Raw genomic sequence first — 20,041 nt, 5'->3', positions numbered from 1 at the left:
GATCGAGCAACGGCAGGAGTCGCAGGTTGCAGGATCTGCTGCCACGGGCGATCAACGGGCTATGGCGATACGCTGATTTACCTTGACGGGCGAAGCTTTGTCGTCAAAAGGCGGCCGTGGAATGAAATCGCGGACTACGCCCGGCTGGAAAACCAGGCAGCACGTCGATCCGCCATACTGGAAGAAGCCCAGCTCCTCACCCTTGTTCACATGCTGGCCGGGCAACGCTTCAATCATGCAGGACGACACGTCCGCCATGCCAACGAACAAGCAGGCGACCTGCCCGATTGAGGTATCGTCGCACTCAATGACAATTACCGCTCGAGCGGCGACTGCTGTGATATAGCCCTGTGAATCATTCAGGCCGCCGGGATCTTCACCTTCGGCCTCCGCGTCCGAGTAATAACTTCCGTCGACGGCGTACGCCTTTGAAATGACACCACTTACTGGCGCGTGCCAGCGGTGATAGTTGAAGGCGCTCAGGAATGCCTGATACACAGAACCACCCACGAACGCGCTCGCCAGTCCGGTTTGCCCCGCCGCAAACATATTCTGTAGCGAATACGGCTGGGACTTGATCCAGAACGTATCGTGCTGTCGGACGTCGTGACGAAGGTTGTACGGTGCAGCTTCGCACGGACTGACGATGACCTTGTGATTGCCCGGATCATCGACGGGTCTCGCGCCGGCGCGAAACTGGCGCGTAAAAAAGTCGTTCCAGGAGGCGAATCCCCAATGCGGCTTGTCGGGCTCGCAGAGAAACTGCCCCATCCCGATCCTTTTGTCGGCCTCCGGGCTAAACCAGCCGTTGGGCGCGGACGTGCTCAGATGTTCGCGTGAGTGGGGTCCGCTCAGGAATCCACACCAGGAGTTCAGCACGCGCTTGAGTTGCGCATTGAGCGCACGATCACGAAACAATGCGTATCCGGACGGCATGCACATCGGCCAGTCGAGCACAGCGTTTAGCGGACAATGGATCAGGCTGGTCTCGCTGAACGGTGGCGCGTAGGTCATCAAAAAGTCCACGATGACCATCAGTTCGTCGATAGACGAATAGCCGAGGACGTAGCCCGCCTCCTGCGCCTGCGTGATGGCTCTGGTCAGATCCATGCGTAGCACCGGGTCGCCTTGAATCAGCGTCGCCAGTTCCTCCACTGGGCTCGTACGGGGCGAGTGAGCGGCGCGCTCGCGCGCCTTGATCGCTAGCTCCGTGCGGTAACGTGCCATATGCGCTTCGCTCTGCGGAAGCCAGCCGCCCAGGCGCCGCCGCTCGGCACGCGGTGCGCTCGTCCCATCTATCATGTGTTTCCTCTTGAGTTAGCCGAACCTTTCCGCACATCTACGGGCGCCGACTTGCGCAACCGCACTGGAACGGATTTCGAGGCAGGCACCAGACTGTCCTTCGCGTGATGCCACAACGGGATCAGCCGGTTGCACTCTGGGTAATAGCCCATGATGCAGCCAGTCGGAATGTCGAAGGCGTGCACGTGCATGCCGTCCACTTCACGTACCACGTCGTCATTAGATGCCGTCGACACGCACACTTCGTCCCCTTCCGCGAGTTCGAGCATCGCCATGTCATCGCGATGCATCAGCAGAATATCCCGTGTGCCGCGCACACCGCGGAAGCGGTCATCCAGCGTGTAGACGGTGGTGTTGAACTGACTATCGCCGCGCGTGGTCATCAGCCGCAGCACGTCCGGGCCGCCTGATGGCATGTCCGCATCTTCGTCGAGCGTGTCGGGCACAACGAAATTCGCCTTGCCGTTCGGAGTTTTCCACTTACGTTCCGCAGCCGGTATCGGCCGGTGAAATCCGCCGGGATCGCAAAATCGCTTGTTGAAATCGACGAACTGCTCCGGATACGTCTGTTCGATCGCGTCACGAACCTTCGCGTAGTCGCCGACCCATTCATTCCAGTTCACATGCGGGTTGTGCGGCAGCAATGCATTGGCGATACCCGCCACGATGGCCGGCTCAGACAATAGCTGCTCGCTCGCGGGATCGGCGTAACCATGCGAACCGTGCACGCAGGCCGTGCTGTCCTCGACGCTCACCCATTGTTCGCCGCTTGCCTGCTCGTCGACTTCGATGCGCCCAAGGCAAGGCAACAGGTACGCCACTTCGCCATGCAGCAGATGGCTGCGGTTGAGTTTCGTGGCAATCTGCACCGTCAGCCGCAGCGAACGCCACGCATCGTCCATCACATGGTGGTCCGGGATGGCCACCTGAAAATTGCCGCCCAGTCCGATGAACGCTTTCACCTTGCCATCGAGCACACCCTGGCAGGCTTCCACGGTGCTCATGCCTTTGTTCCGGGGAGGTTCGAACCCATAGAGCTTCTTTAGTGTGTCGAGCGGCGCGAGTTCGGGTTTCTCGGTAATGCCAACCGTCCGCTGGCCCTGTACGTTCGAGTGGCCGCGAATCGGGCAGATACCTGCGCCAGGCTTGCCGATGTTTCCGCGCAGGAGTAGCAGGTTGGACAGCATCTGCACGTTCTGCACGCCGTTCCGATGCTGTGTGATGCCCATGCCGTACAGCACCATCACTGATCGCGCTTTTGCATATTCAGTGGCAGCGGCAGTCAGCGCTTCACGCGTGAGCTGCGAGCGCATCTCGATCTCGGTCCACGTCATGACCCGCATCGCGGCAGCGAACCGTTCGAAACCTTCCGTGTGCTCGGCGATAAACGCTGCATCGAGCACCCGCGCGGCTCCGTCACGCTGCGCTGCGTCGTCCCATTCGATCAGAAGCTTGCAAAGACCCGACACCGCTGCCTCGTCGCCGCCAATCTTCACCTGATGATATTGCGTACTGATGCGGGTCTCGCCCGGCGTCAGCATTTCAAGCGGCGACTGTGGATTAGCAAAACTGACCAGCCCTCGTTCCTTGATCGGATTGAACGTAATGATCTGAACGCCACGTTTGCGCGCTTCCTGCAACTGATGGAGCATCCTCGGGGCATTCGTACCGGTGTTGTGACCGAAGAAGAACATGCAGTCCGTGAGTTCGAAATCCTCCAGGGTCACCGTGCCGACTGGCGACCCAATCGTTTTTGGCAACGCAACCGACGTGCTCTCATGGCACATGTTCGAGCTATCCGGCAGATTGTTCGTACCGTACATGCGGGCAAGCAGCTGATACATGTAGGAGGTCTCGAGTGAGGCTCGACCGGACGCATAAAAGATGGCCTGGTCAAGGTCCATGGCGCGTAATTCCTTCGCAATGCCGGCAAACGCCTCATCCCAGCTTGTTTGCACGTAACGGTCCGAGACGGCATCCCAGCGCATCGGCGCGGTGAGGCGTCCCGATGATTCGAGCTCCAGACCGCTCCATGACTCGAGTTCAGCCAGCGTATGTCGGGCAAAAAATTCCGGATCGATATGCTTGCTGGTAATTTCCCACGCCGTGGCCTTCGCGCCGTTTTCGCAAAACTCGAACAGATGCGGATCAGCCGGTTTGGCCCACGAACAACTTACGCAAGCGAAACCGTCAGGCTTGTTCTGGTGTGAGAGGATCGCGCTGCCATGCAGCGCGACGTGTTCCTGAATCAGGATTCCTGCAACCGCTTTCACTGAGCCCCAGCCTCCGGCCGGATTGCGATATTCCTTGATTGCGGTGTCCGTACTCATGCCATTTGCTCCTCGCGCGATTGACGCGCCCAAGGCTCGAGGTCGAGTCACATGGCGTGACGATCACCGGACCCGCAACAAACGGACCCATACGCGGTGCTATCCGCGCACCGGGCAGCCGTTGACGCGCCCCCGGAATTCCGACGACATCTCATAAGCAGGCTTGCGTGCTGGCATAACGCCCCCTATGGGTCGATGCGCAGCCAGCCCATGCCATGGACTAAACGTCATGCCGTCGTCTATGGCAGCCACGCGCGCTTCGGTCCATGCCGGCTGAGGCGCCACGCGAGTGCGCGCGACCGTCAGGTAAGCGCTGCCTTCTTCGGGCCACTCCACTGATGCATCCTCAACCGGCATCTTTTCGATGTCCGTGGCGAATTGCACGCGTACCTCCCATTTACCGCCTTACGTGGCGATGAATTCGCTGACGGCGTCGCGCAACGCGTTCGGATGACCATTGACGTCGAGCGGTACTTCGGCAGTCGAATTTTTCGGTGCCATCGCAAGATGCATAAAACTCACCCACATGTGGTGGGAATACCCGTTGCGACCAGTGATAGCAACGGAGACGGAACATGACGCTAATACTGCTTGTTGAGGACGACCAAAATTTGCGCCAGGCGCTAGAGGCGCTCATAAGCGGTGATGGCTACAAGGTACATGCGGCGACCAATGGTGAGGAAGCGCTGGCTGAGGTCGAACGTGAAAGGCCCGACATTATCGTTTCTGACGTTACGATGCCGACGATGGACGGCGAAACTTTTGTTCGCCTGCTATTGGCAATTCCTGTGCTATCGAGCATACCGGTTGTGATGACATCTGCCGCCTCTTCACGACCAGAGCTACCCATTCATACATTTCTTCGCAAGCCGTTTTCGGCAACTACGCTGCTCGAAGTTTTGCGCCACCTCCAGCCTCCTTGACTTCATCATCTCCGCGATGCCGAGCAACAGTGCATGCTACTTGAGCGTGCCGATTCGCTGCCAGTAGGTGCAGCGAGCTTGTGGGCACGGCCGTTGCGGCGATTCGGTCTACACACATTCGAAGGAGGACATCATGTCTACACTCAACCCGCAGGGACACACGGCCGGCGGCGCCCAGATAGTCGGCAGCGGAGCAGGCGAAGGCCCGGGTCCCGAAGTGATGACGGCGGCTACGCTCGACGGAACGAAGGTGATGTCTTCAGACGGCGAACACGTCGGCAAGATATCCGACATCATGCTGGACGTTCGCAGCGGAAGGATTGGGTATGCCGTGTTGTCAGAGGGCGGTTTCTTGGGAATGGGCACCACCCTCCACGCAATCCCATGGAACGCCTTGACGCTCGACACTGACGAGAAATGCTTCCGAGTCGATATAAGCGCACAAAAGATCAAGGATGAGCCTGGCTTTGACAAGGATCATTGGCCCTCGATGGCAGACGTCAACTGGGGTTCGGAACTCCATCGTTATTACAATCGCGACCCGTATTGGGCTCCCGCCATCGACCCGGTGGGCACACAGATGACGAACATGTAGTCAATTCAGTGCTGGGTCAAGCAGTCACTTCGGCTCGACCCGAATTCAACGGTTACAGGGAGACAGTCATGAAATCAATGAAGAAATCGGTAGCGTGCCTCGCCATGCTCATGGCATTCGCAGGCTCCACATTCGCAGCCGGTGGCAACGGCGGCGGGAGTGGTAACGGTGGCGCCGGGGCAGGCGGCGGAACAGGTGGTGCAGGGGCAGGCGGCGCCGGCAACGGTGGTCACGGCGGAGGGGGAAGCACTCCGGACAACACCGGGGCACCCGGAGCAGCAATGACGTCGAAAAGTTCAACCGCGCCGATGCCAAAAAGCAGTAGCCACCATGCTCGAAAAGCCAAGAGTGCCTCCGATACGATGGCCCCGGCCGGCAGCTGATCGCTTTTATGCGCAATGGTATATCGTCGACCCTCTAGAGGGTCGACTACAGAAACAGACAAGTCCGCGAAACTTCTACCTCGCTTCCTTTTCCGGCTGCTGGCAAGCTCGCAGGTCGGCCGTCTTCTGACGGAGGTCATCTTCACTCGGACTCTTCGTCGATAGCCGCAAGTATGCGGCAGCCAGTCGCCTCAGCTCTTCTTCCGACGCATCCTCGATTCCGATGAGGTTGTTGTCGGCCGTCCGGTGAGATGCGAGTAACTCATTCAGTTTCATGTGTAATGCAACGCTGTCCTTGTTCTGACTCTGTTGAATTAGAAATACCATCAAAAACGTAACAATCGTTGTTCCTGTGTTGATGATGAGTTGCCACCCATCTGAGTAATGAAAAATTGGCCCGGTAACCACCCATGCCGCTACGGTCGCTACCGCCAGACAGAAAGCGAGGGGAGACCCCGCCCATCGCGTTACGAGACTGGCAAATTTATCGAACAGCTGCGTAATCGGGTGCTCGCTGGCATATGCCGGGCTCGAAGTGTCTGGAATGGTATTGAGTTCGTCAGTCGAAGCTGGATTAGCGGAAGGATTTTTCATCGGGGCGGTTTCACAGAAGAGTGAACCGACACGCGCAATAAACGTGCCGTCGCCAACTCTAGTAGTGAGACATACTGACTCGAAAACAGGCGCCGTCACGGAAACTTCTGTCCACTTTGTGCTCGTATCGAGGGGTACAATAAAATGGGTGGCTTGAAAAGCGCCGATAGACCATCTGGAAGCTGAACCTGGGTGTAACCGGCGTTTTTTCGCGGAATCGTCTCCGGGCTCTGCGCGAACGTCGGGGTCGCTTCAATTCCCCGAGCAGCCGAGCGAGCTCCTCGTTCCGCGTATTCTCTTAAACTGATTCGGATTCCATGGAACGTAGTCGCGTGCCAACCGGTAATTCGCATCTTGCTTCGCGGACTGCGAGGCAGCCAGACCACGCGTCCGAAAACAGCTCGCTTGTTCGGCTCGCCCGGGCTCAGACGGGGCCCAAGGCCAAACTGTTACAGGCAATTGCAGATGAGGCACTCCTGCTTTGCAAGGCTGGGAGTGCCGGTATCAGTCTTGTTGAAGGAAATGGCGAAAATCGACACTTCCGATGGCTCGCCGTTTCGGGGATTTGTGCAGCCTTGCAAGGCAAGACAACAGCGTGGGACGAGTGCCCATGCGGTCTGACACTGCAGGCAGGCGCCCCGCAGTACTTCATTCGGCCGCAGGACCATTTTCCGTGCCTTCGCTTTCCCGGCGTCCTTGTCACCGAGGGGATTGTGGTCCCGATACCGGCAGGCGGGGCGCAGCTCGGCGCAATCTGGGTTATGGCGCACGCCCACGACTGCCCGTTTGACGACGAGGACGTTCGGCTGCTTTCGAATCTCGCGGCCTTCGCAGGGTCTGCGTTGACTATTGTCAATGCACGGGACGACAGCGAGGAAAGCGAGCGCCGGCATGGTGAATTTATCGCGATGCTGGGACATGAACTCCGAAACCCGATGACGCCCATCGACGGCGCCATAACTGCTGCGAAACGTCTCTGTGCCGACAACGAACGCGCTGTCGAGGTGTTAACCATCGCCGAACGGCAAATGAGGCATCTTCGAACGTTGGTGGATGATCTGCTTGATGCCGCCCGTCTCAAGCACGGAAAGCTGGCCGTCCGGCAAAGCGATACATCGTTGAATAGCATTGCTTTCGACGCGGTGACGGCAGTTACACACCACGTCAAGGCTCGCAGACATACCCTGAGAATCACGGGACTCGACGCACCGGTCCACGTCCGCGCCGACCACGTTCGCCTTAGCCAGGTGCTGGGCAACCTCCTTTCAAATGCCGCGAAGTACACACCTGTCGGCGGCACAATCGAGCTGGACGTGAGCATTGAGAGCAGTGAAATCCGCGGCGATGTACCAGACGTCGTGCTGATTCGCGTCAAAGACAACGGCATCGGAATCGATTATGAGGTCCAGCCTCGCCTCTTCGAATTGTTCGCGCAGTCTGCGCGTGGTAAAGACCACGCTGCAGGGGGACTGGGAATTGGACTGGCTGTGGCGAAGCGCATGGTTGAACTTCACGGAGGCACAATCGCACTTCGAAGCGAAGGTCAAGGCCGCGGGACTGAGGTGATACTCAGACTGCCGATACTGCGGAGTTCAGCTGGTTTGGATGCGCCACGTCCGACTCTGGTCGTCGGACCTGCGGGTCCGGCGCACGTGCTCCTGGTCGACGACAATCCAGATGCCCTCCAGGCCTTGGGAGTTCTCCTTGGACTCGACGGTCATGAGGTGAGCACGGCTGATAGTGGACGTGAAGCAGTATCCGTGATGTCCGAACGACCACCCGAGGTCGCTATCGTCGATTTAGGGATGCCAGATATGGACGGCTTTGACGTTGCGCGAGCGATTCGCGAAAAGCCTGAACTCAACGGCATACTCCTCGTGGCGCTGTCTGGATACGCGTCCGAATCAGATAAATCGCGGGCCTTGGCCGCCGGCTTTGATTACCACCTGACAAAACCGCTCTCGTTGGATAAATTGCAATACATCTTGGCAAATCGCTCAGACGGAAGGCTGCGCGGAATTATTTAGGATACTGCACAGATGTCGTGTACAGCATCACAGCTCGAAACGCGCCCCTGTACAAATCCACTGTCTCTTCAGTGCGTCGACCCTGCGCGGCTAATTCACTAGATCGTGGTCGCACCAACAGGTGGCTTAAATCCGATGGTGTCGGATGGCGATTCATATCTATTAAACTGCCAAGAGAAGCTCAAGAGCATGTCGATAGAAACAAACAAAAAATGAGAAAAGGAACAAACGCCGCGCGAGTTCGCAGGCTCGCTGAGGTTGAAAGCATGTATAGCGTTGAATTGGCACGTGGTGGCTCGCACATAGCCAGCACGCGGGGTCTCGCGTCTTTTCAAGCAGCCATGACCGAGATACTTGAGGATTTTAAGATCCGGCATGGAATGGCCGACATCACGGTATTTCTCGATTTGCTTGCCACGCGCCTCGAGGCGCGTGAACTGGCAAAAGAGGCTGGGCTGGTGCAACGCATCGCCACCGTTGGCATCGATGCGGCGTTTGACGAAGCCGCAAATACGAAGGAAAGCAATGGGAAGAGGCGTTGAGCTGAAGGCATGTTGCACGGCCACCGGTTCTCATCACTCATCAAGCAGAACTTGTTTCTCCACAACTTGTCCGTCGCCGCCCCCTCTTCCTAACCAGAATTGACTGGTGCTTCAGGTCAACGCACGTTTGCTTTCGTGCTTTTTCGGTGCGCCGTATCGTTGCAGCATGGTAATGACTGCTTCGTCAATGACCTGACTTACGCGCTCATCACTGACGGTCATGCTCATGAGGAAAAAACGTGGCCAAAAAATGGCATCGTTAACCATACCGAGAAACTGACTGGCGGCAGTCGGAACATCAGCGACGATTAGTGTCCCAAGCTTGATTTCTTCATCGAAAACCAGATGGATTCGATGAAGGAACGGCATCTTGCCGCATTCGAAAAGATACTCGCCAGGTTCGGGGAAACGCGGTACCTCCGACATGATGACGCGAAAGCGATCGACGATCAGATCGCGCCCTTGTCCCGTCACACTGTTTCGATACGGGGATAATCGGTGTAACCGCGCTCTGCCCCACCATAAAATGTATTGCGATCGTAGTCGTTCAGGGGTGCCAGCACTTTTATCCGCTGAACCAGATCGGGGTTCGCGATGAACATCCGGCCAAATCCAATCGCGTCCGCATGTCCATTGGCGAGCGCGGCACTGCCACTCCAGGCATCGTAGCCGCCGGCCGAGATCACCGGCCCACGGTACGCGCGCCCGAACAGTGCCGCGTTGTTCGCGCTATCGACGCTCAGACCTTCACCTGCGCCAATCGACGACGAACGCGGCTCGATCAGATGGAGATAAGCCAGATGAAAACCGTTCAGCTGCTCGATTACGTGACCGAACAGTGCTTGCGGATCACTGTCGTGCATGTCGTTGAAGTTACCGTGCGGCGACAGCCTCACCCCAACCCGCTCAGCGCCGATTGCGTTTGACACTGCCGCCACCGTTTCAATCAAAAGCAGCGAGCGTCCTGCTATCGAACCGCCGTAACGATCCGTGCGCTGGTTGCTGCCGTCCTGCAAGAACTCATCGAGCAGGTAGCCATTGGCGGCGTGAAGCTCGACAGCATCGAATCCCGCTTCAATGGCTTTTTGCGCCGCCTGGAGGAAGTCCTCGACAATGGCGGACAGTTCGGCAATCTCGAGAGGCCGTGGGGTTTCGAAGTCGACTAACGTGAAGGTAGGGGTAAATGCCTGGCCGGTAGACGGGGCAATCGCCGATGGCCCCACCGGCAACGATCCGTCGGCGTTATACGAGGAGTGGGACGCGCGTCCACTATGCACAATCTGTAACGCGATACGCCCACCGTTCTCGTGAACGGCTCGCGTTACTTCGCTCCAACCCGCAATCTGCTCACGGCTGTAAATACCGGGCATGTTGGGGTAGCCATGCGCTTGCAGCGATATTGCGGTGGCCTCGGTAATGATCAGGCCCGCAGTTGCGCGTTGTGCGTAGTATTTCGCACTTAGCGGCGTCGGTACGCCGCCTGCACCCGCACGCATGCGGGTCAACGGAGGCATCACGATGCGATTAGGCAGCTCGAGCGCGCCAAGAGACAAGGGAGCGAAAAGGTTCTCGATTGACATGTTGATTTCCGTGTAATTGGGGAGATTCAGAAACAGATTGGTTGTTCGAAGCGACGGGAACCGGTCTGCAAGCAACGCAAGGTCAGTCGCTCAGACCATGCGCGACCTGCCCAGGCTGGCTTTGTGTCACGGTGCTGGCAGGTCTCGTTTCATCACCGCTGCTCAGCAACAATAGAAACGCCGCGCTCTCGCACAGTGCGCCCACCCACCCCAGGTCGCCGATTCCGCCATGCGTCAGTGTAAAAGCGCCTATGGATGCGCCAAGCGCAAAACCGGAATACAGAAACGACGCGTTCAACGAAAGCGCCACGGGTGCGACTTCACTGCCGGCCACCTGTATCAAACGAGCCTGTTGCGCCGGGTGGATCGCCCAGGCGCTGGCGCCCCATACGACGATGATCGCAAGGACGGGAAACAACGCGACCCGGGGAGCGACAAAGTGCCCGGTCGTGGACAGTGCGAGCAGCGCCGCAGTTAGTACCGGAAGTCCGACCGCGATGACAGTCCTTGCGCCAAAACGGTCTGTGCCGAGGCCGCCGGCGAATACCCCGGCCGCCGCAGCCGTCCCCCAGAGAAAGAACGCTATGCCGAAGTGAATGGGCTGCAGCATGGTGGCCGATGAGAGCAGCGACGCCAGATAGGTGTACACGGCATACGTTCCCGACGACCAGAGGGTGGTCATCGACAACGCCCTGAGCACGACCGGGCGCCGAACCAGTGCGAAACGCTCCTGAAGTCCCGCGACGCGTGCTGTTGGACCAGACTGTGGCCCGAGGCCCGCCATCAGTCCAAGGGTCGCAAGCGAGGCAAGACTCGCTACCGACGCAAATGTCGCGTGCCACCCATATGCATTGCCTACCAATGCGCCAAGCGGGACACCGAGCGCTATCGCCACCGTGGTCCCCGCGCTGACGATTGCGAGGGCATGACCACGGCGCGCCGGTTCGACCATCGCACTGGCGAGAGCGATGGCAGCGGGCATGTACACGCCTGCGGCCAGCGCCAGGATCACTCGCGCGCCAACCAGCATCCAGTAGCTATGCGAAAGCGCAGCAAGCACGTTACCAAGCGCAAACGCGCTCATAGAACACAGCAACAGCTTGCGACGATCGTGTCGACTGCTTATCGCGGTTAACAATGGTGAACTGATGGCGTAGGCCAACGCGAAAATCGTCACGAGCTGACCCGCAGCGGCCGCGGAAACGGAGAGTTCCCTAGCCACAGCGGGCAAAATGCCCGCGATCATGAAACCCTCAGTGCCAATGGCGAATGCACCGAGCGCCATCCAGTACAGCGGGGCAAACGACGCACGCGAGGCGGAAGCGTTCTTCATGGAGCCACTAGACTTCGATGTCGATCGAGACATGCTTCTTCGCCGCGGTACCGGTTTTGACGCCCGAAGCGGGCTGCGGACTTTGCACTGCCTGTTGTTCGGCCTGTGTATTCTTTTTGATGATCTCCTTGACCTGATCTTCGACTTTCTTTTGCTCGGCCGGCGTCATCTTTTGCAGTTGCTCGGGGGTAATGCCGAGTTGCGCCAGGATCGTCGTCCACATACGTTGCGCCGGTGTCCCCTTGGCAAAGCCACCCAGTTCGCCGAGTAAAGACTGGAATGAAGGCACGTCGTTGTTGCTCGAGGATGCCTTCTCACCTTGGCTGGCGATTCCGCTCGTTGACGCGTTGGTTGTTCCTGAAATTTCCATTGAATAGGTATCCTTTATAAATCAGCGATTGCGTGAGTTGTATCGCCTTCGATTGCACTGTCCGACTCACAGCAGCGATTAAAAAACGTATAAAAAACGCTAACGAGAAAGCGGCTGCCGGATCGCCGTGGTGCCAGGCCCGCACACGCCGCCTTGCTGCATTTGCGTCGTCACGGCGGCAGAGAGGATCATTTCGTGCCGGTTGCCGGGCGCTCGCAAGCCGCGTGACTGAGGTCTGAACACCGAATCGCCTCGACGGATTGGCCGCCCCGTCAGCGCACAGCGCCCATTTTTGCGGGCCGTCACGTTGGTCCACCGCTGATCGATGTATTGACAGCACGTGGGATCGCACCAGCAAACCAGCAACGCTCGCTCGCCTTGCGGTTCTATGGCTCGCACGGAGGTGCGATGCCGGGTCCAGCTAGTGACATACGGCACGCCACGAGATGAGCGTTCGATGCGACGCCCTGCCGCCAACGTCGACATCTCGAACGTCATGGCGGCATGTCCCGAGGCGACAGCCAGCGACATGAGAATCCGCTCCCATGCACAGTGCTCATCCATACCGCGTCAACTCCCTGAGAGATATGCCCTGACGAAACTGGATGCATTCCCGCTATCCGTCAGGGTCGAAATGTCAGCTAAACCTGAGTTCACCGAAATCCAGCGTGACGAGGAGCGGCTCGGGGACCTTTTGCAAATGCTCGTCGTAAGCGTAGATACGCCGCGTCGTCGGCATTTTTATGCCTTGAAACTCACGATAGTTCGACGGGTAGTTCGCGCCGGTCGCGCCACCGAGAATGTCGACCGTGTAGTCGTGACGTCGCATCAGTCCCTCCGGGCCGAAATGCGTAATCTGTGTCTTCGTGTGGCTGGCAACGTGATCGGGAAACGTGATCTTCAGCCGGCGCCACTTTTCGTCGTTCTCATACCACGGTTCGATCTCCTCAGTTTCAAACCCCGGATAGGTGTACAGGAACGGCGAGGTCAGATACGTCCACAATGCCTCGCTGGCGAAATAGGCCACGTGAAACTTGTCCCACGGCGTCTCGACGCTGTGACCCGCATAGGCAGATTCAGGGCTATCACGCATCTCCACGACGTTGCCGTCGAGCGTTTCCAGACTGAGGCGGCCCGGCGTGAACACACTGCGCCGGTCAGACGCGCTGAACGGGGTAATGGTCAGCTTCTCTGTGTGCGTCTTGATGCTGAAGACCTTGTCACTGAGCAGGCCCGGTTGTTGTTTGAGATGCCAGATTGCGCCATCAATGGAAACGGGCGCCTGTAGCTCCGCGAATTCGTTCCAGCGATCGATCCCGCCGTGCGCGGAAATCGCAAAATCCAATAGATCATTCACAGCGTGCTCCTGAAGGTATTCAAGCGATCCCCGTGCACCGTGATGGTTGCTACGTCGGGTATCGCCAGATGAAGCATAGGCTCTGCGAGCCGCGCATGGTGGCTCCGTTGTCACGGACTCCATAAGACAGGCGAGTGAGCAGACCTCCTCGCGCGCAGACGTGAGTAATTTAACTGGGCGCGCTGCACACTGGACGTCACAAATCCCCCTTTTCGTGACAACGCGAAACGGGGACTGAGGGAGACGGCCGCGTTATTGCCCGCACCTGCTCATGAAATCTCTCGGTCCCAGGGCGGGACGGGTTGCCACGCTGCAATGAGCTGGTCAATAAAGAGGCGAACCTTGGGTGTCAGATGCTTGCGGGTCGGGTACATCGCCCGAATGGGGATCCCCTCCACAGCGAAGCTTTGCAACAGTGGCAGCAACCTGCCTTGTCGAATCTCCGTGGCCACGAGGTAAGTAGGCAGGTTGATAATCCCCGCACCGCTCACCGCAGCGGCGACGAGCGCTTCGGCACTGTCCATTCGCAAACGGCCCGTCGTTTCCAGCGCTATCTTCTGCTGGTCCGCAAACGCCCACGGCGAAGGACGGCCAGCGCTCACGAACTGGAGGCATTCATGGGCGACGAGATCAGCCGGCGTTAAAGGCACACCACGCGCCTCAAGGTAGCGAGGCGCGGCGCAGATCGCGAGTCTTTGCTCTGCCACGACGCGGGCAATGAGTCGCGAATCCGGTTTCGGCTCGCCAATCCGGATCGCAATATCGATACCCTCGTCCACCAGATCGACGAATCGATCGGTAAAGCTGACCTCAGCAATCACCGCCGGGCAATTTGCCAGAAAAGACTCGATCACGGGCTGCACCTGTCGATGCCCCAGTGCAACTGGCACACTGATTCGCAGCGACCCGGTCGGCGTCGCACTTCGGGCAGCCTTGGCGGCCTCTGTTTCTTCGAGATCCTCAAGGATTTGCGTGCAACGGGCAAAGAAAGCCGCTCCATCATCCGTGAGCCCCAGGCTCCTCGGCGTACGTTGAATCAGTCGCACCTGTAGACGCGCCTCGAGTCGGGCAATGATCTTGCCGACCGCTGAACGCGTCACACCGAGCTGGTTTGCCGCCAATGTGAAGCTTCCAGCCTTCACCACAGCGACGAAAGTCGCGATGTCGTTCACATTGCCGAGTGCCAAGGGGATACCTCGAAAGTGGGTGGGCGCCGCACGCACATTCCTTTCCCGAAACAGCGGGGACTCGCCTGACGGTGCATGTGCGCATGACTGCCGGGAGATTCGCAGACAGGCAACGAGCAGTGATCGCGCATCGCCTCAATGGGGACGCACATTCCCCATTAACCCGCCTACTCTCTGCACAGGAAGCAATTCTGATCGACGGGCACGCGAAGCCATCGCAAACGTCTGTCAACGCTCAATCTACCTGAATCGGAGTCTGTCCATGGATGCCAATCAACTTGCCAGTTCGCCAGCCAGTCCACCTCCCGTCGGCAATGACACGCTCCATGCGCCAATCGAGGGCCATTCTGCGCGTCAATCGTGGCTAGCCGTTTTGTCCGTTGCGGTTGGGTCATTTGCTTTCGTCGCAACCGAATACATGCCCGTAGGCATACTGCCGCAAATCGCGCGAGAACTCGGCGTTACGCCCGGTACAGCCGGACTGATGACCACGACACCCGGCATCATTGCGGCGATCTCCGCCCCCGTGCTGCTGCTTGCCGCCGGGCGGATCAACCGGCGCCTGATTCTGCTGATTCTCGCCGTATTCTTGCTGGCCTCCAACCTCATCTCGGCGATTGCACCGAGTTTCGCCGTGATGCTGATCGGTCGCGCATTGCTCGGTGCGAGCCTTGGCGGGTTCTGGACCGTGGCGCTGGGTGCATCGGGACAACTGGTCCGGGAAGAACAGGCCGCTCGAGCGAGTGCGACGATTTTCATGGGTATTACGCTCGCTACCGTGATCGGCGTGCCGCTCGGCACCTTGATCGCCGATCTGTCCTCCTGGCGGATGTCGTTTTTCGCCACTGCGGTCCTCGCGGCATTGGCCCTTGTTGCACAAGCGCTGCTGTTGCCAACCATCGCGCCCAAAGCCGCCATGCGGACCGGCGACTTCGGCGCGATGCTCGCGCGATCGAGCGTGAGGCGTAGCATGTTGATGGTCGGGCTCCTGTTCGGCGCTCACTTCGCAGCCTACACGTATATTGCGCCGTTCCTCGAGCGCAATGCCGGCCTCGGTGGGCACTGGATTACGGCTGTGCTGCTCGGTTTCGGAATCGTCGGCTTCGCTTCCAACTTCGCAGTTTCGGCTTTCGTGACGCGTCATCTGAAGATGTCGCTGCTCGTCTTGGGTGCACTCGTCATGGTTGCGTTGTTTGTCTTGCCCTTGCTGCAAGCGTCGCACGTCGCGGTCATCGCGACGGTCATGGTATGGGGCATCGTCTACGGCGCTATCCCGCTCTGTCTTAGCGTGTGGATGCAATTGACGTCACCCGACCGTCCGGAAGCAGGTTCGTCGATGTTCGTCAGCACCGTGCAGATCGCCATTGCGCTCGGCTCTCTAGGCGGCGGGGCCGTCGTCGATCACCTCAGCATTGCCTCGACGATGCGCTTCGGCAGCGTGCTGGCCGCGCTTGGCCTGCTTGTGATCAGCACATTCAGCACGCGTGGCACGACGCTCAAAGCGGTGCTTGAAAAGTAGCTACCGTCGTGAATGAATGCCGCTCAATCCCGTTGAGCGGCATTCAAGTGAAGATATCGTACAAAGACGACGACCCGCAATCGAGTCGAAAATCCCTCGTTTCCGGTCAATGCGCGCAGCCCAACAAATGCATTCGCTGCAAAGAGCAGCCGGATGCCAAGGCTATGACTCGAGCCCCCGTTTTCATTTCCACTGACCGGATTCCACCCAAAGCCAGGCTGTCGTTCTGGCAGACTCAGGTTGCGAATCTTTTGACGCACATGGAGTGTTCAAGTAGTGCGGGTGAAGGATTTTCTGGCTCGATAACCGCGCATCTTTCGAGTCCGACGAATCTGATAGAAATTAGCGCGGCTTCCCATGCTATAGCACGTGTCGAGCCGAAAACCTCGCATAAAGGCGAGGAGCAGATATATGTTTGCCTGCAGCTCTCGGGTGAAGCAACCGTCGAACAGAACAATCGACTGAGCATCCTGCGAGCGGGTGACATGACGTTACTGGACACCTCGAAGACTTTTAGCGCCGAATTCCCGTATGCCATGTCGCAGCTAGTCCTGGAGATTCCACGCGCGCTCGTGCGCAGGCAAATCGGTGCGTTTGAAAGGCTCACCGCGACGGTCGCAGGCACGGACACGGCGATGGGCGCGATGACGAAGAGCTTCCTCGAATCGCTGGCTCAGAACTTCGAAGGTTTGGGTTACGGTGTGGCACAACGTTTGACCGAACAGGCAATGGATATGGCCGTGATGACGCTTATGTCCAGCGCGGATGAAACGCCTGCTTCACTCCGTGAGAATACCGCGACCCGATCCGTGCTCGCCTATCGAGGCAGGGCCTTCATCGAAGCAAACTTGCGGAGTCATTCATTGGCGCCGCTGGGTGTCGCGGAGCATCTTGGCATTTCGAAGCGCTATCTGAGTTCAATTTTCGCCAGTGACGGGCAGTCGGTAGAGCGCTACATCTGGGAGCGCAGACTCACGAAATGTGCGCGAGACCTGAAAGACAGGCAGCAAACCGCCCGTTCAATTGGTGAGATCGCGTTCTCGTGGGGCTTCAATAACCTGGCGCATTTCAGCCAGTCATTCAAATCGGCATTTGGCAAGACACCCCGCGAGTTTCGCAAGCACGCAAGGCAATAGGGAGACACTCCCTCACACGGCCAGACTCACTGGCTCTCCGCTGCCCCAACGCCCCTTTGATACGACTCTAAAAGAGGGGTTTTCGACCGAGCTCACCGCACGGTCGTCGATAAGATTCACGGCACCACGGGGCAAGCGCAATGTGGGCTATCTGTAAGTATACGTTGCCACTGCATTCTGCATCCGTGTGAACGTACCGATAGTTCTTCTATTCGGTTTCCTGCGTTCTTCAAATACCTCTCACCCCAGCAACACAGAAAAGGAATAGTTTCATGACTAAGCGTCTCACCGTGATTGCAGCCTTGTCCATGACCCTGTTCTTGGGCGCAGCACAAGTCCAGGCTGCGTCCACGGGACCGGTCAAGAACATCGTTCTTGTCCACGGTGCCTTCGTTGACGGATCCGGATGGAAATCTGTTGCCGATATTCTGCGAAAACATGGTTACATCGTAAGCATCGTCCAGCCGCCTGAAACATCGCTTGATGACGATGTTGCTGCAACCAATCATGTCCTGGATCAACAGGACGGACCGGCCGTGCTCGTAGGACATAGCTACGGCGGTGCAATCATCACCGAAGCAGGTAACAACCCCCATGTCGAACGGCTTGTTTACGTGGCCGCCTTGCAACCGGACGCCGGCGAAAGCGCTGGGCAGCTTCTCGCGAGCAAACCCGCCATCTCTAACGACATTGCGTCGACGAAAGATGGATTCCTGTTTATTTCACCCGCGCGCTTTCACGACGACTTTGCGGCAGATGTGCCCCGTTCGGAAACGGACATCATGGCGGTCTCGCAAGTGTTTCCTTCGGTGAAGGCCATTTCCGCAGTCATCGCTTCGCCAGCTTGGCGCTCCAAGCCGAGTTATGCCATTGTCGCGACAGACGACCATGCGATCAATCCGGATCTGGAGCGCGAAATGTTTCGCCGCTCGCACTCCACCACAACGGAGATCAAGGCCAGTCACGCGGTCTATATTTCGCAGCCGCGTGCGGTGGCGAAGGTCATTGAAGCGGCCGCCGATGGTCAATAATTGAGTGAATGGCGACAGTTTCGCCTGTCGCCATCTTCAGCGTGTCTGCAGTTGTTCAGTCGATCAGACTGGTCAGCAACCGGTCGCAGTCGTACTCTTCTCTATCGACCCGTGCGTCGCGCCGGACACCCTGCGGCGGCGTTCCACATACACGAATAAACGCGCGTCGCATGCGTTCCGTCTTCCCAAAGCCAGTTTGTCTTGCGATATGTTCGATTGAGTGCCGCCCATCCTGCACCAGCAATCGGGCGGCTTCTATCCGCATTTTCTCAATCGCTTTTGCTGGCGACATGCCTGTATCGGTCCTGAACACGCGTGCAAACTGCCGCGGGCTAAGATGCGCGACTCGCGCGAGTTCCTCCACTGAGAGGCTCTTGTGGAGGTTAGCTCGTGCATAGGCGATCGCGCATTGCATGCGGTCGTTCCTCGGCCCGATGTCGAGCAGCGCGGAAGCTTGCGGTTGAGCGCCTGATCGACGGTAGGCAAGATTCAGAGTCTTCGCGACCGCTTTTGCGAGATCGAATCCGAGATCTTTTTCGACCATCGCGAGCGACTGATCGATACTCGCGGTCATGCCCGCCGACGTCCAGATCGAACCGTCTGCTATATAAAGCCGGTTCTCGTCTAGGTTGATTTGCGGAAAGCGACGCCGGAAATCGGCGGCATAAGACCAGTGCGTCGTGACGCGCACACCGTTGAGAACCCCCGCTTCGGCCAGCGCAAATGCCCCTCTGCACGTCGCACCGATGCGCCTCGTACGAGCCGCTGTCGCGCGCAGATAGGTACAAAACGCCGGGCTGCACGGCATGTTTCCAGTCCCGCAGGTGATCAGCGTATCGAAGGTTGAATCGTCGTATTGCTCCGTCTCGACGACCGCCCCCATCGAACTGCGCATTGGCCCTCCATATTCGGAGATCAGATGCACGTCATAAAACTTCTGACCGAGTTCAATATTCGCGATGTCGAAGACGGACATCGTGCAGAGGCTCATGACGCCAAAACCAGGGGAGAGAACAAGGCCGATACGGAGCATTTTGATTGACGTCGGGAGGGGGTTGCCGTGGACAGACATGGGCATGATTGCCGTGGACTGAAGTGTATCCGCGTGTAGACACCGTGTCCCCTCTGCGCCGTTTCGCAATGGTGTTTGTTCCCGCTGAGCAAAGTTTCTAGATTTTCTCCGCTGTGTTCGCGGGTCTCCACGCGATGCCCTGTCGGAACGCACGTTGCCGGCTAGCGAAGCGCCGCCCCCTGATCTGCGGTCGAATCCCATCGTGCGTTGGGTCGGCGAGAAATAACGTCCGCTTCCTAAAGGTCCAATTTGCGGAATAGGGATACTGTCCCTTTATGGCTGACCTCTGCCCGACGCATTGACCCAGATCGACCCCCTCCAGTCCTTCGACCTGTCGGGACCTCAAGGGCGGCATTCAAGATACTCCTGCCCTTCGCTCGGTCAGTCCGGCTCTCGAGTAAGCACCGGCGTCAACGCCCCCGTCCTGTCCGCACATCGGATCACTTTTCTGATCTTCGGAATAGTTTTAGTCTGTTCGCAATCGCACGCACGACTTTAGAATTAGATTAGCGTAATCCTTAGTGTGTTCTTGTCCACAACGCCTATCCTTCTGCAATAGATCTCGATCGGACGGCTTGACTGATGGTAAATCGAATTTATTGCATTCTCGCCCTCGATTCGAATCCTGCGATTTAATTTCCACGCTCCTACCGAGTTGAGGCAGGAGCGAAATTTCGGTTCGAGCCGATATTGTAATTTTTTCTGTTCTTGCCGGCTCTGCTCGTGCAGTTCGCCCCTCTCAAAAGTGAAAATATTTGTG

18 protein-coding genes are annotated in these 20,041 nt (G+C 58.1%); 7 read left to right on the top strand and 11 right to left on the bottom strand.

The window, feature by feature from the left end:
* Positions 1-51: 51 nt before the first annotated feature.
* Complete coding sequence (locus tag D0B32_RS28215) at positions 52-1,302, bottom strand: phosphatidylserine decarboxylase family protein (protein WP_117337614.1); 1,251 nt, start codon at positions 1,300-1,302, stop codon at positions 52-54.
* Positions 1,299-3,632 (bottom strand): FdhF/YdeP family oxidoreductase, encoded by a 2,334-nt coding sequence (locus D0B32_RS28210; RefSeq protein WP_117337613.1) that lies wholly within the window; start codon positions 3,630-3,632, stop codon positions 1,299-1,301. The genes D0B32_RS28215 and D0B32_RS28210 overlap by 4 nt, the downstream gene beginning before the upstream one ends.
* A 575-nt stretch (positions 3,633-4,207) precedes the next feature.
* Between D0B32_RS28210 and D0B32_RS28205 the strand changes: the two genes are divergently transcribed.
* Together D0B32_RS28205 and D0B32_RS28200 are read left to right on the top strand one after the other, a co-directional pair.
* Positions 4,208-4,555, top strand: a complete 348-nt coding sequence (locus D0B32_RS28205) for a response regulator (protein ID WP_117337612.1) — start codon at positions 4,208-4,210, stop codon at positions 4,553-4,555.
* Positions 4,556-4,688: 133 nt separating this feature from the next.
* A complete protein-coding gene (locus tag D0B32_RS28200; protein ID WP_117337611.1) occupies positions 4,689-5,150 on the top strand; it encodes a PRC-barrel domain-containing protein in 462 nt (153 codons plus the stop codon).
* 458 nt (positions 5,151-5,608) lie between these two features.
* On the opposite strand, the gene D0B32_RS28195 is transcribed toward D0B32_RS28200, so the two are convergent.
* Complete coding sequence (locus D0B32_RS28195) at positions 5,609-6,127, bottom strand: low affinity iron permease family protein (RefSeq protein WP_117337610.1); 519 nt, start codon at positions 6,125-6,127, stop codon at positions 5,609-5,611.
* 317 nt (positions 6,128-6,444) lie between these two features.
* Between D0B32_RS28195 and D0B32_RS28190 the strand changes: the two genes are divergently transcribed.
* A complete protein-coding gene (locus D0B32_RS28190) occupies positions 6,445-8,154 on the top strand; it encodes an ATP-binding protein (protein ID WP_117337609.1) in 1,710 nt (569 codons plus the stop codon).
* 266 nt (positions 8,155-8,420) lie between these two features.
* A complete protein-coding gene (locus D0B32_RS28185) occupies positions 8,421-8,696 on the top strand; it encodes a hypothetical protein (RefSeq protein ID WP_117337608.1) in 276 nt (91 codons plus the stop codon).
* Between the two features lie 111 nt (positions 8,697-8,807).
* Here the strand turns inward: D0B32_RS28185 and D0B32_RS28180 are convergent, their stop codons facing one another.
* The 7 genes from D0B32_RS28180 to D0B32_RS28150 form a co-directional block, all read right to left on the bottom strand.
* Positions 8,808-9,170 (bottom strand): TetR/AcrR family transcriptional regulator C-terminal domain-containing protein, encoded by a 363-nt coding sequence (locus tag D0B32_RS28180; RefSeq protein ID WP_117337607.1) that lies wholly within the window; start codon positions 9,168-9,170, stop codon positions 8,808-8,810.
* Positions 9,167-10,351 (bottom strand): alkene reductase, encoded by a 1,185-nt coding sequence (locus tag D0B32_RS28175; RefSeq protein ID WP_310591212.1) that lies wholly within the window; start codon positions 10,349-10,351, stop codon positions 9,167-9,169. Before D0B32_RS28175 ends, D0B32_RS28180 begins: the two co-directional genes overlap by 4 nt.
* Before the next feature lie 7 nt (positions 10,352-10,358).
* Complete coding sequence (locus D0B32_RS28170) at positions 10,359-11,609, bottom strand: MFS transporter (RefSeq protein WP_117337606.1); 1,251 nt, start codon at positions 11,607-11,609, stop codon at positions 10,359-10,361.
* A gap of 7 nt (positions 11,610-11,616) precedes the next feature.
* Positions 11,617-11,979 (bottom strand): hypothetical protein, encoded by a 363-nt coding sequence (locus D0B32_RS28165; protein ID WP_117337605.1) that lies wholly within the window; start codon positions 11,977-11,979, stop codon positions 11,617-11,619.
* A 99-nt stretch (positions 11,980-12,078) separates the two neighbouring features.
* Positions 12,079-12,465, bottom strand: a complete 387-nt coding sequence (locus D0B32_RS33250; RefSeq protein WP_404935611.1) for a DUF3331 domain-containing protein — start codon at positions 12,463-12,465, stop codon at positions 12,079-12,081.
* A gap of 151 nt (positions 12,466-12,616) precedes the next feature.
* Entirely contained in the window at positions 12,617-13,336 is a 720-nt protein-coding gene (locus D0B32_RS28155; protein WP_117337603.1) for a hypothetical protein, read from the bottom strand.
* 269 nt (positions 13,337-13,605) lie between these two features.
* Entirely contained in the window at positions 13,606-14,523 is a 918-nt protein-coding gene (locus tag D0B32_RS28150) for a LysR family transcriptional regulator (RefSeq protein WP_117337674.1), read from the bottom strand.
* A gap of 262 nt (positions 14,524-14,785) precedes the next feature.
* Here D0B32_RS28150 and D0B32_RS28145 point away from each other — a divergent pair, with 262 nt between their 5' ends.
* From D0B32_RS28145 to D0B32_RS28135, 3 genes are all read left to right on the top strand, one after another.
* Complete coding sequence (locus D0B32_RS28145; protein ID WP_117337602.1) at positions 14,786-16,042, top strand: MFS transporter; 1,257 nt, start codon at positions 14,786-14,788, stop codon at positions 16,040-16,042.
* Positions 16,043-16,050: 8 nt separating this feature from the next.
* The gene (locus tag D0B32_RS28140; RefSeq protein ID WP_147329580.1) at positions 16,051-17,178 is read left to right on the top strand and encodes a helix-turn-helix domain-containing protein; all 1,128 of its coding nucleotides are present in this window, start codon (positions 16,051-16,053) and stop codon (positions 17,176-17,178) included.
* 272 nt (positions 17,179-17,450) lie between these two features.
* Complete coding sequence (locus D0B32_RS28135) at positions 17,451-18,209, top strand: alpha/beta fold hydrolase (protein ID WP_117337600.1); 759 nt, start codon at positions 17,451-17,453, stop codon at positions 18,207-18,209.
* A 55-nt stretch (positions 18,210-18,264) separates the two neighbouring features.
* Here the strand turns inward: D0B32_RS28135 and D0B32_RS28130 are convergent, their stop codons facing one another.
* On the bottom strand, positions 18,265-19,242 hold the full coding sequence (locus D0B32_RS28130; RefSeq protein WP_117337673.1) for a GlxA family transcriptional regulator: 978 nt from the start codon (positions 19,240-19,242) through the stop codon (positions 18,265-18,267).
* Positions 19,243-20,041 lie beyond the last annotated feature (799 nt).

This window comes from Paraburkholderia sp. DHOC27 (assembly GCF_003429005.1).
Lineage (GTDB): Bacteria > Pseudomonadota > Gammaproteobacteria > Burkholderiales > Burkholderiaceae > Paraburkholderia.
Note: the sequence above shows the minus strand (reverse complement) of the source record. Positions and strands in the feature narration are given on the sequence as shown.

What these genes read in the sequence shown, in the direction of transcription:
- D0B32_RS28215 (WP_117337614.1), bottom strand. Translation starts at nt 1,302, where the DNA reads ATGATAGATGGGACGAGCGCACCGCGTGCCGAGCGGCGGCGCCTGGGC.
- D0B32_RS28210 (WP_117337613.1), bottom strand. Translation starts at nt 3,632, where the DNA reads ATGAGTACGGACACCGCAATCAAGGAATATCGCAATCCGGCCGGAGGC.
- D0B32_RS28205 (WP_117337612.1), top strand. Translation starts at nt 4,208, where the DNA reads ATGACGCTAATACTGCTTGTTGAGGACGACCAAAATTTGCGCCAGGCG.
- D0B32_RS28200 (WP_117337611.1), top strand. Translation starts at nt 4,689, where the DNA reads ATGTCTACACTCAACCCGCAGGGACACACGGCCGGCGGCGCCCAGATA.
- D0B32_RS28195 (WP_117337610.1), bottom strand. Translation starts at nt 6,127, where the DNA reads ATGAAAAATCCTTCCGCTAATCCAGCTTCGACTGACGAACTCAATACC.
- D0B32_RS28190 (WP_117337609.1), top strand. Translation starts at nt 6,445, where the DNA reads ATGGAACGTAGTCGCGTGCCAACCGGTAATTCGCATCTTGCTTCGCGG.
- D0B32_RS28185 (WP_117337608.1), top strand. Translation starts at nt 8,421, where the DNA reads ATGTATAGCGTTGAATTGGCACGTGGTGGCTCGCACATAGCCAGCACG.
- D0B32_RS28170 (WP_117337606.1), bottom strand. Translation starts at nt 11,609, where the DNA reads ATGAAGAACGCTTCCGCCTCGCGTGCGTCGTTTGCCCCGCTGTACTGG.
- D0B32_RS28165 (WP_117337605.1), bottom strand. Translation starts at nt 11,979, where the DNA reads ATGGAAATTTCAGGAACAACCAACGCGTCAACGAGCGGAATCGCCAGC.
- D0B32_RS33250 (WP_404935611.1), bottom strand. Translation starts at nt 12,465, where the DNA reads ATGTCGACGTTGGCGGCAGGGCGTCGCATCGAACGCTCATCTCGTGGC.
- D0B32_RS28145 (WP_117337602.1), top strand. Translation starts at nt 14,786, where the DNA reads ATGGATGCCAATCAACTTGCCAGTTCGCCAGCCAGTCCACCTCCCGTC.
- D0B32_RS28135 (WP_117337600.1), top strand. Translation starts at nt 17,451, where the DNA reads ATGACTAAGCGTCTCACCGTGATTGCAGCCTTGTCCATGACCCTGTTC.
- D0B32_RS28130 (WP_117337673.1), bottom strand. Translation starts at nt 19,242, where the DNA reads ATGCTCCGTATCGGCCTTGTTCTCTCCCCTGGTTTTGGCGTCATGAGC.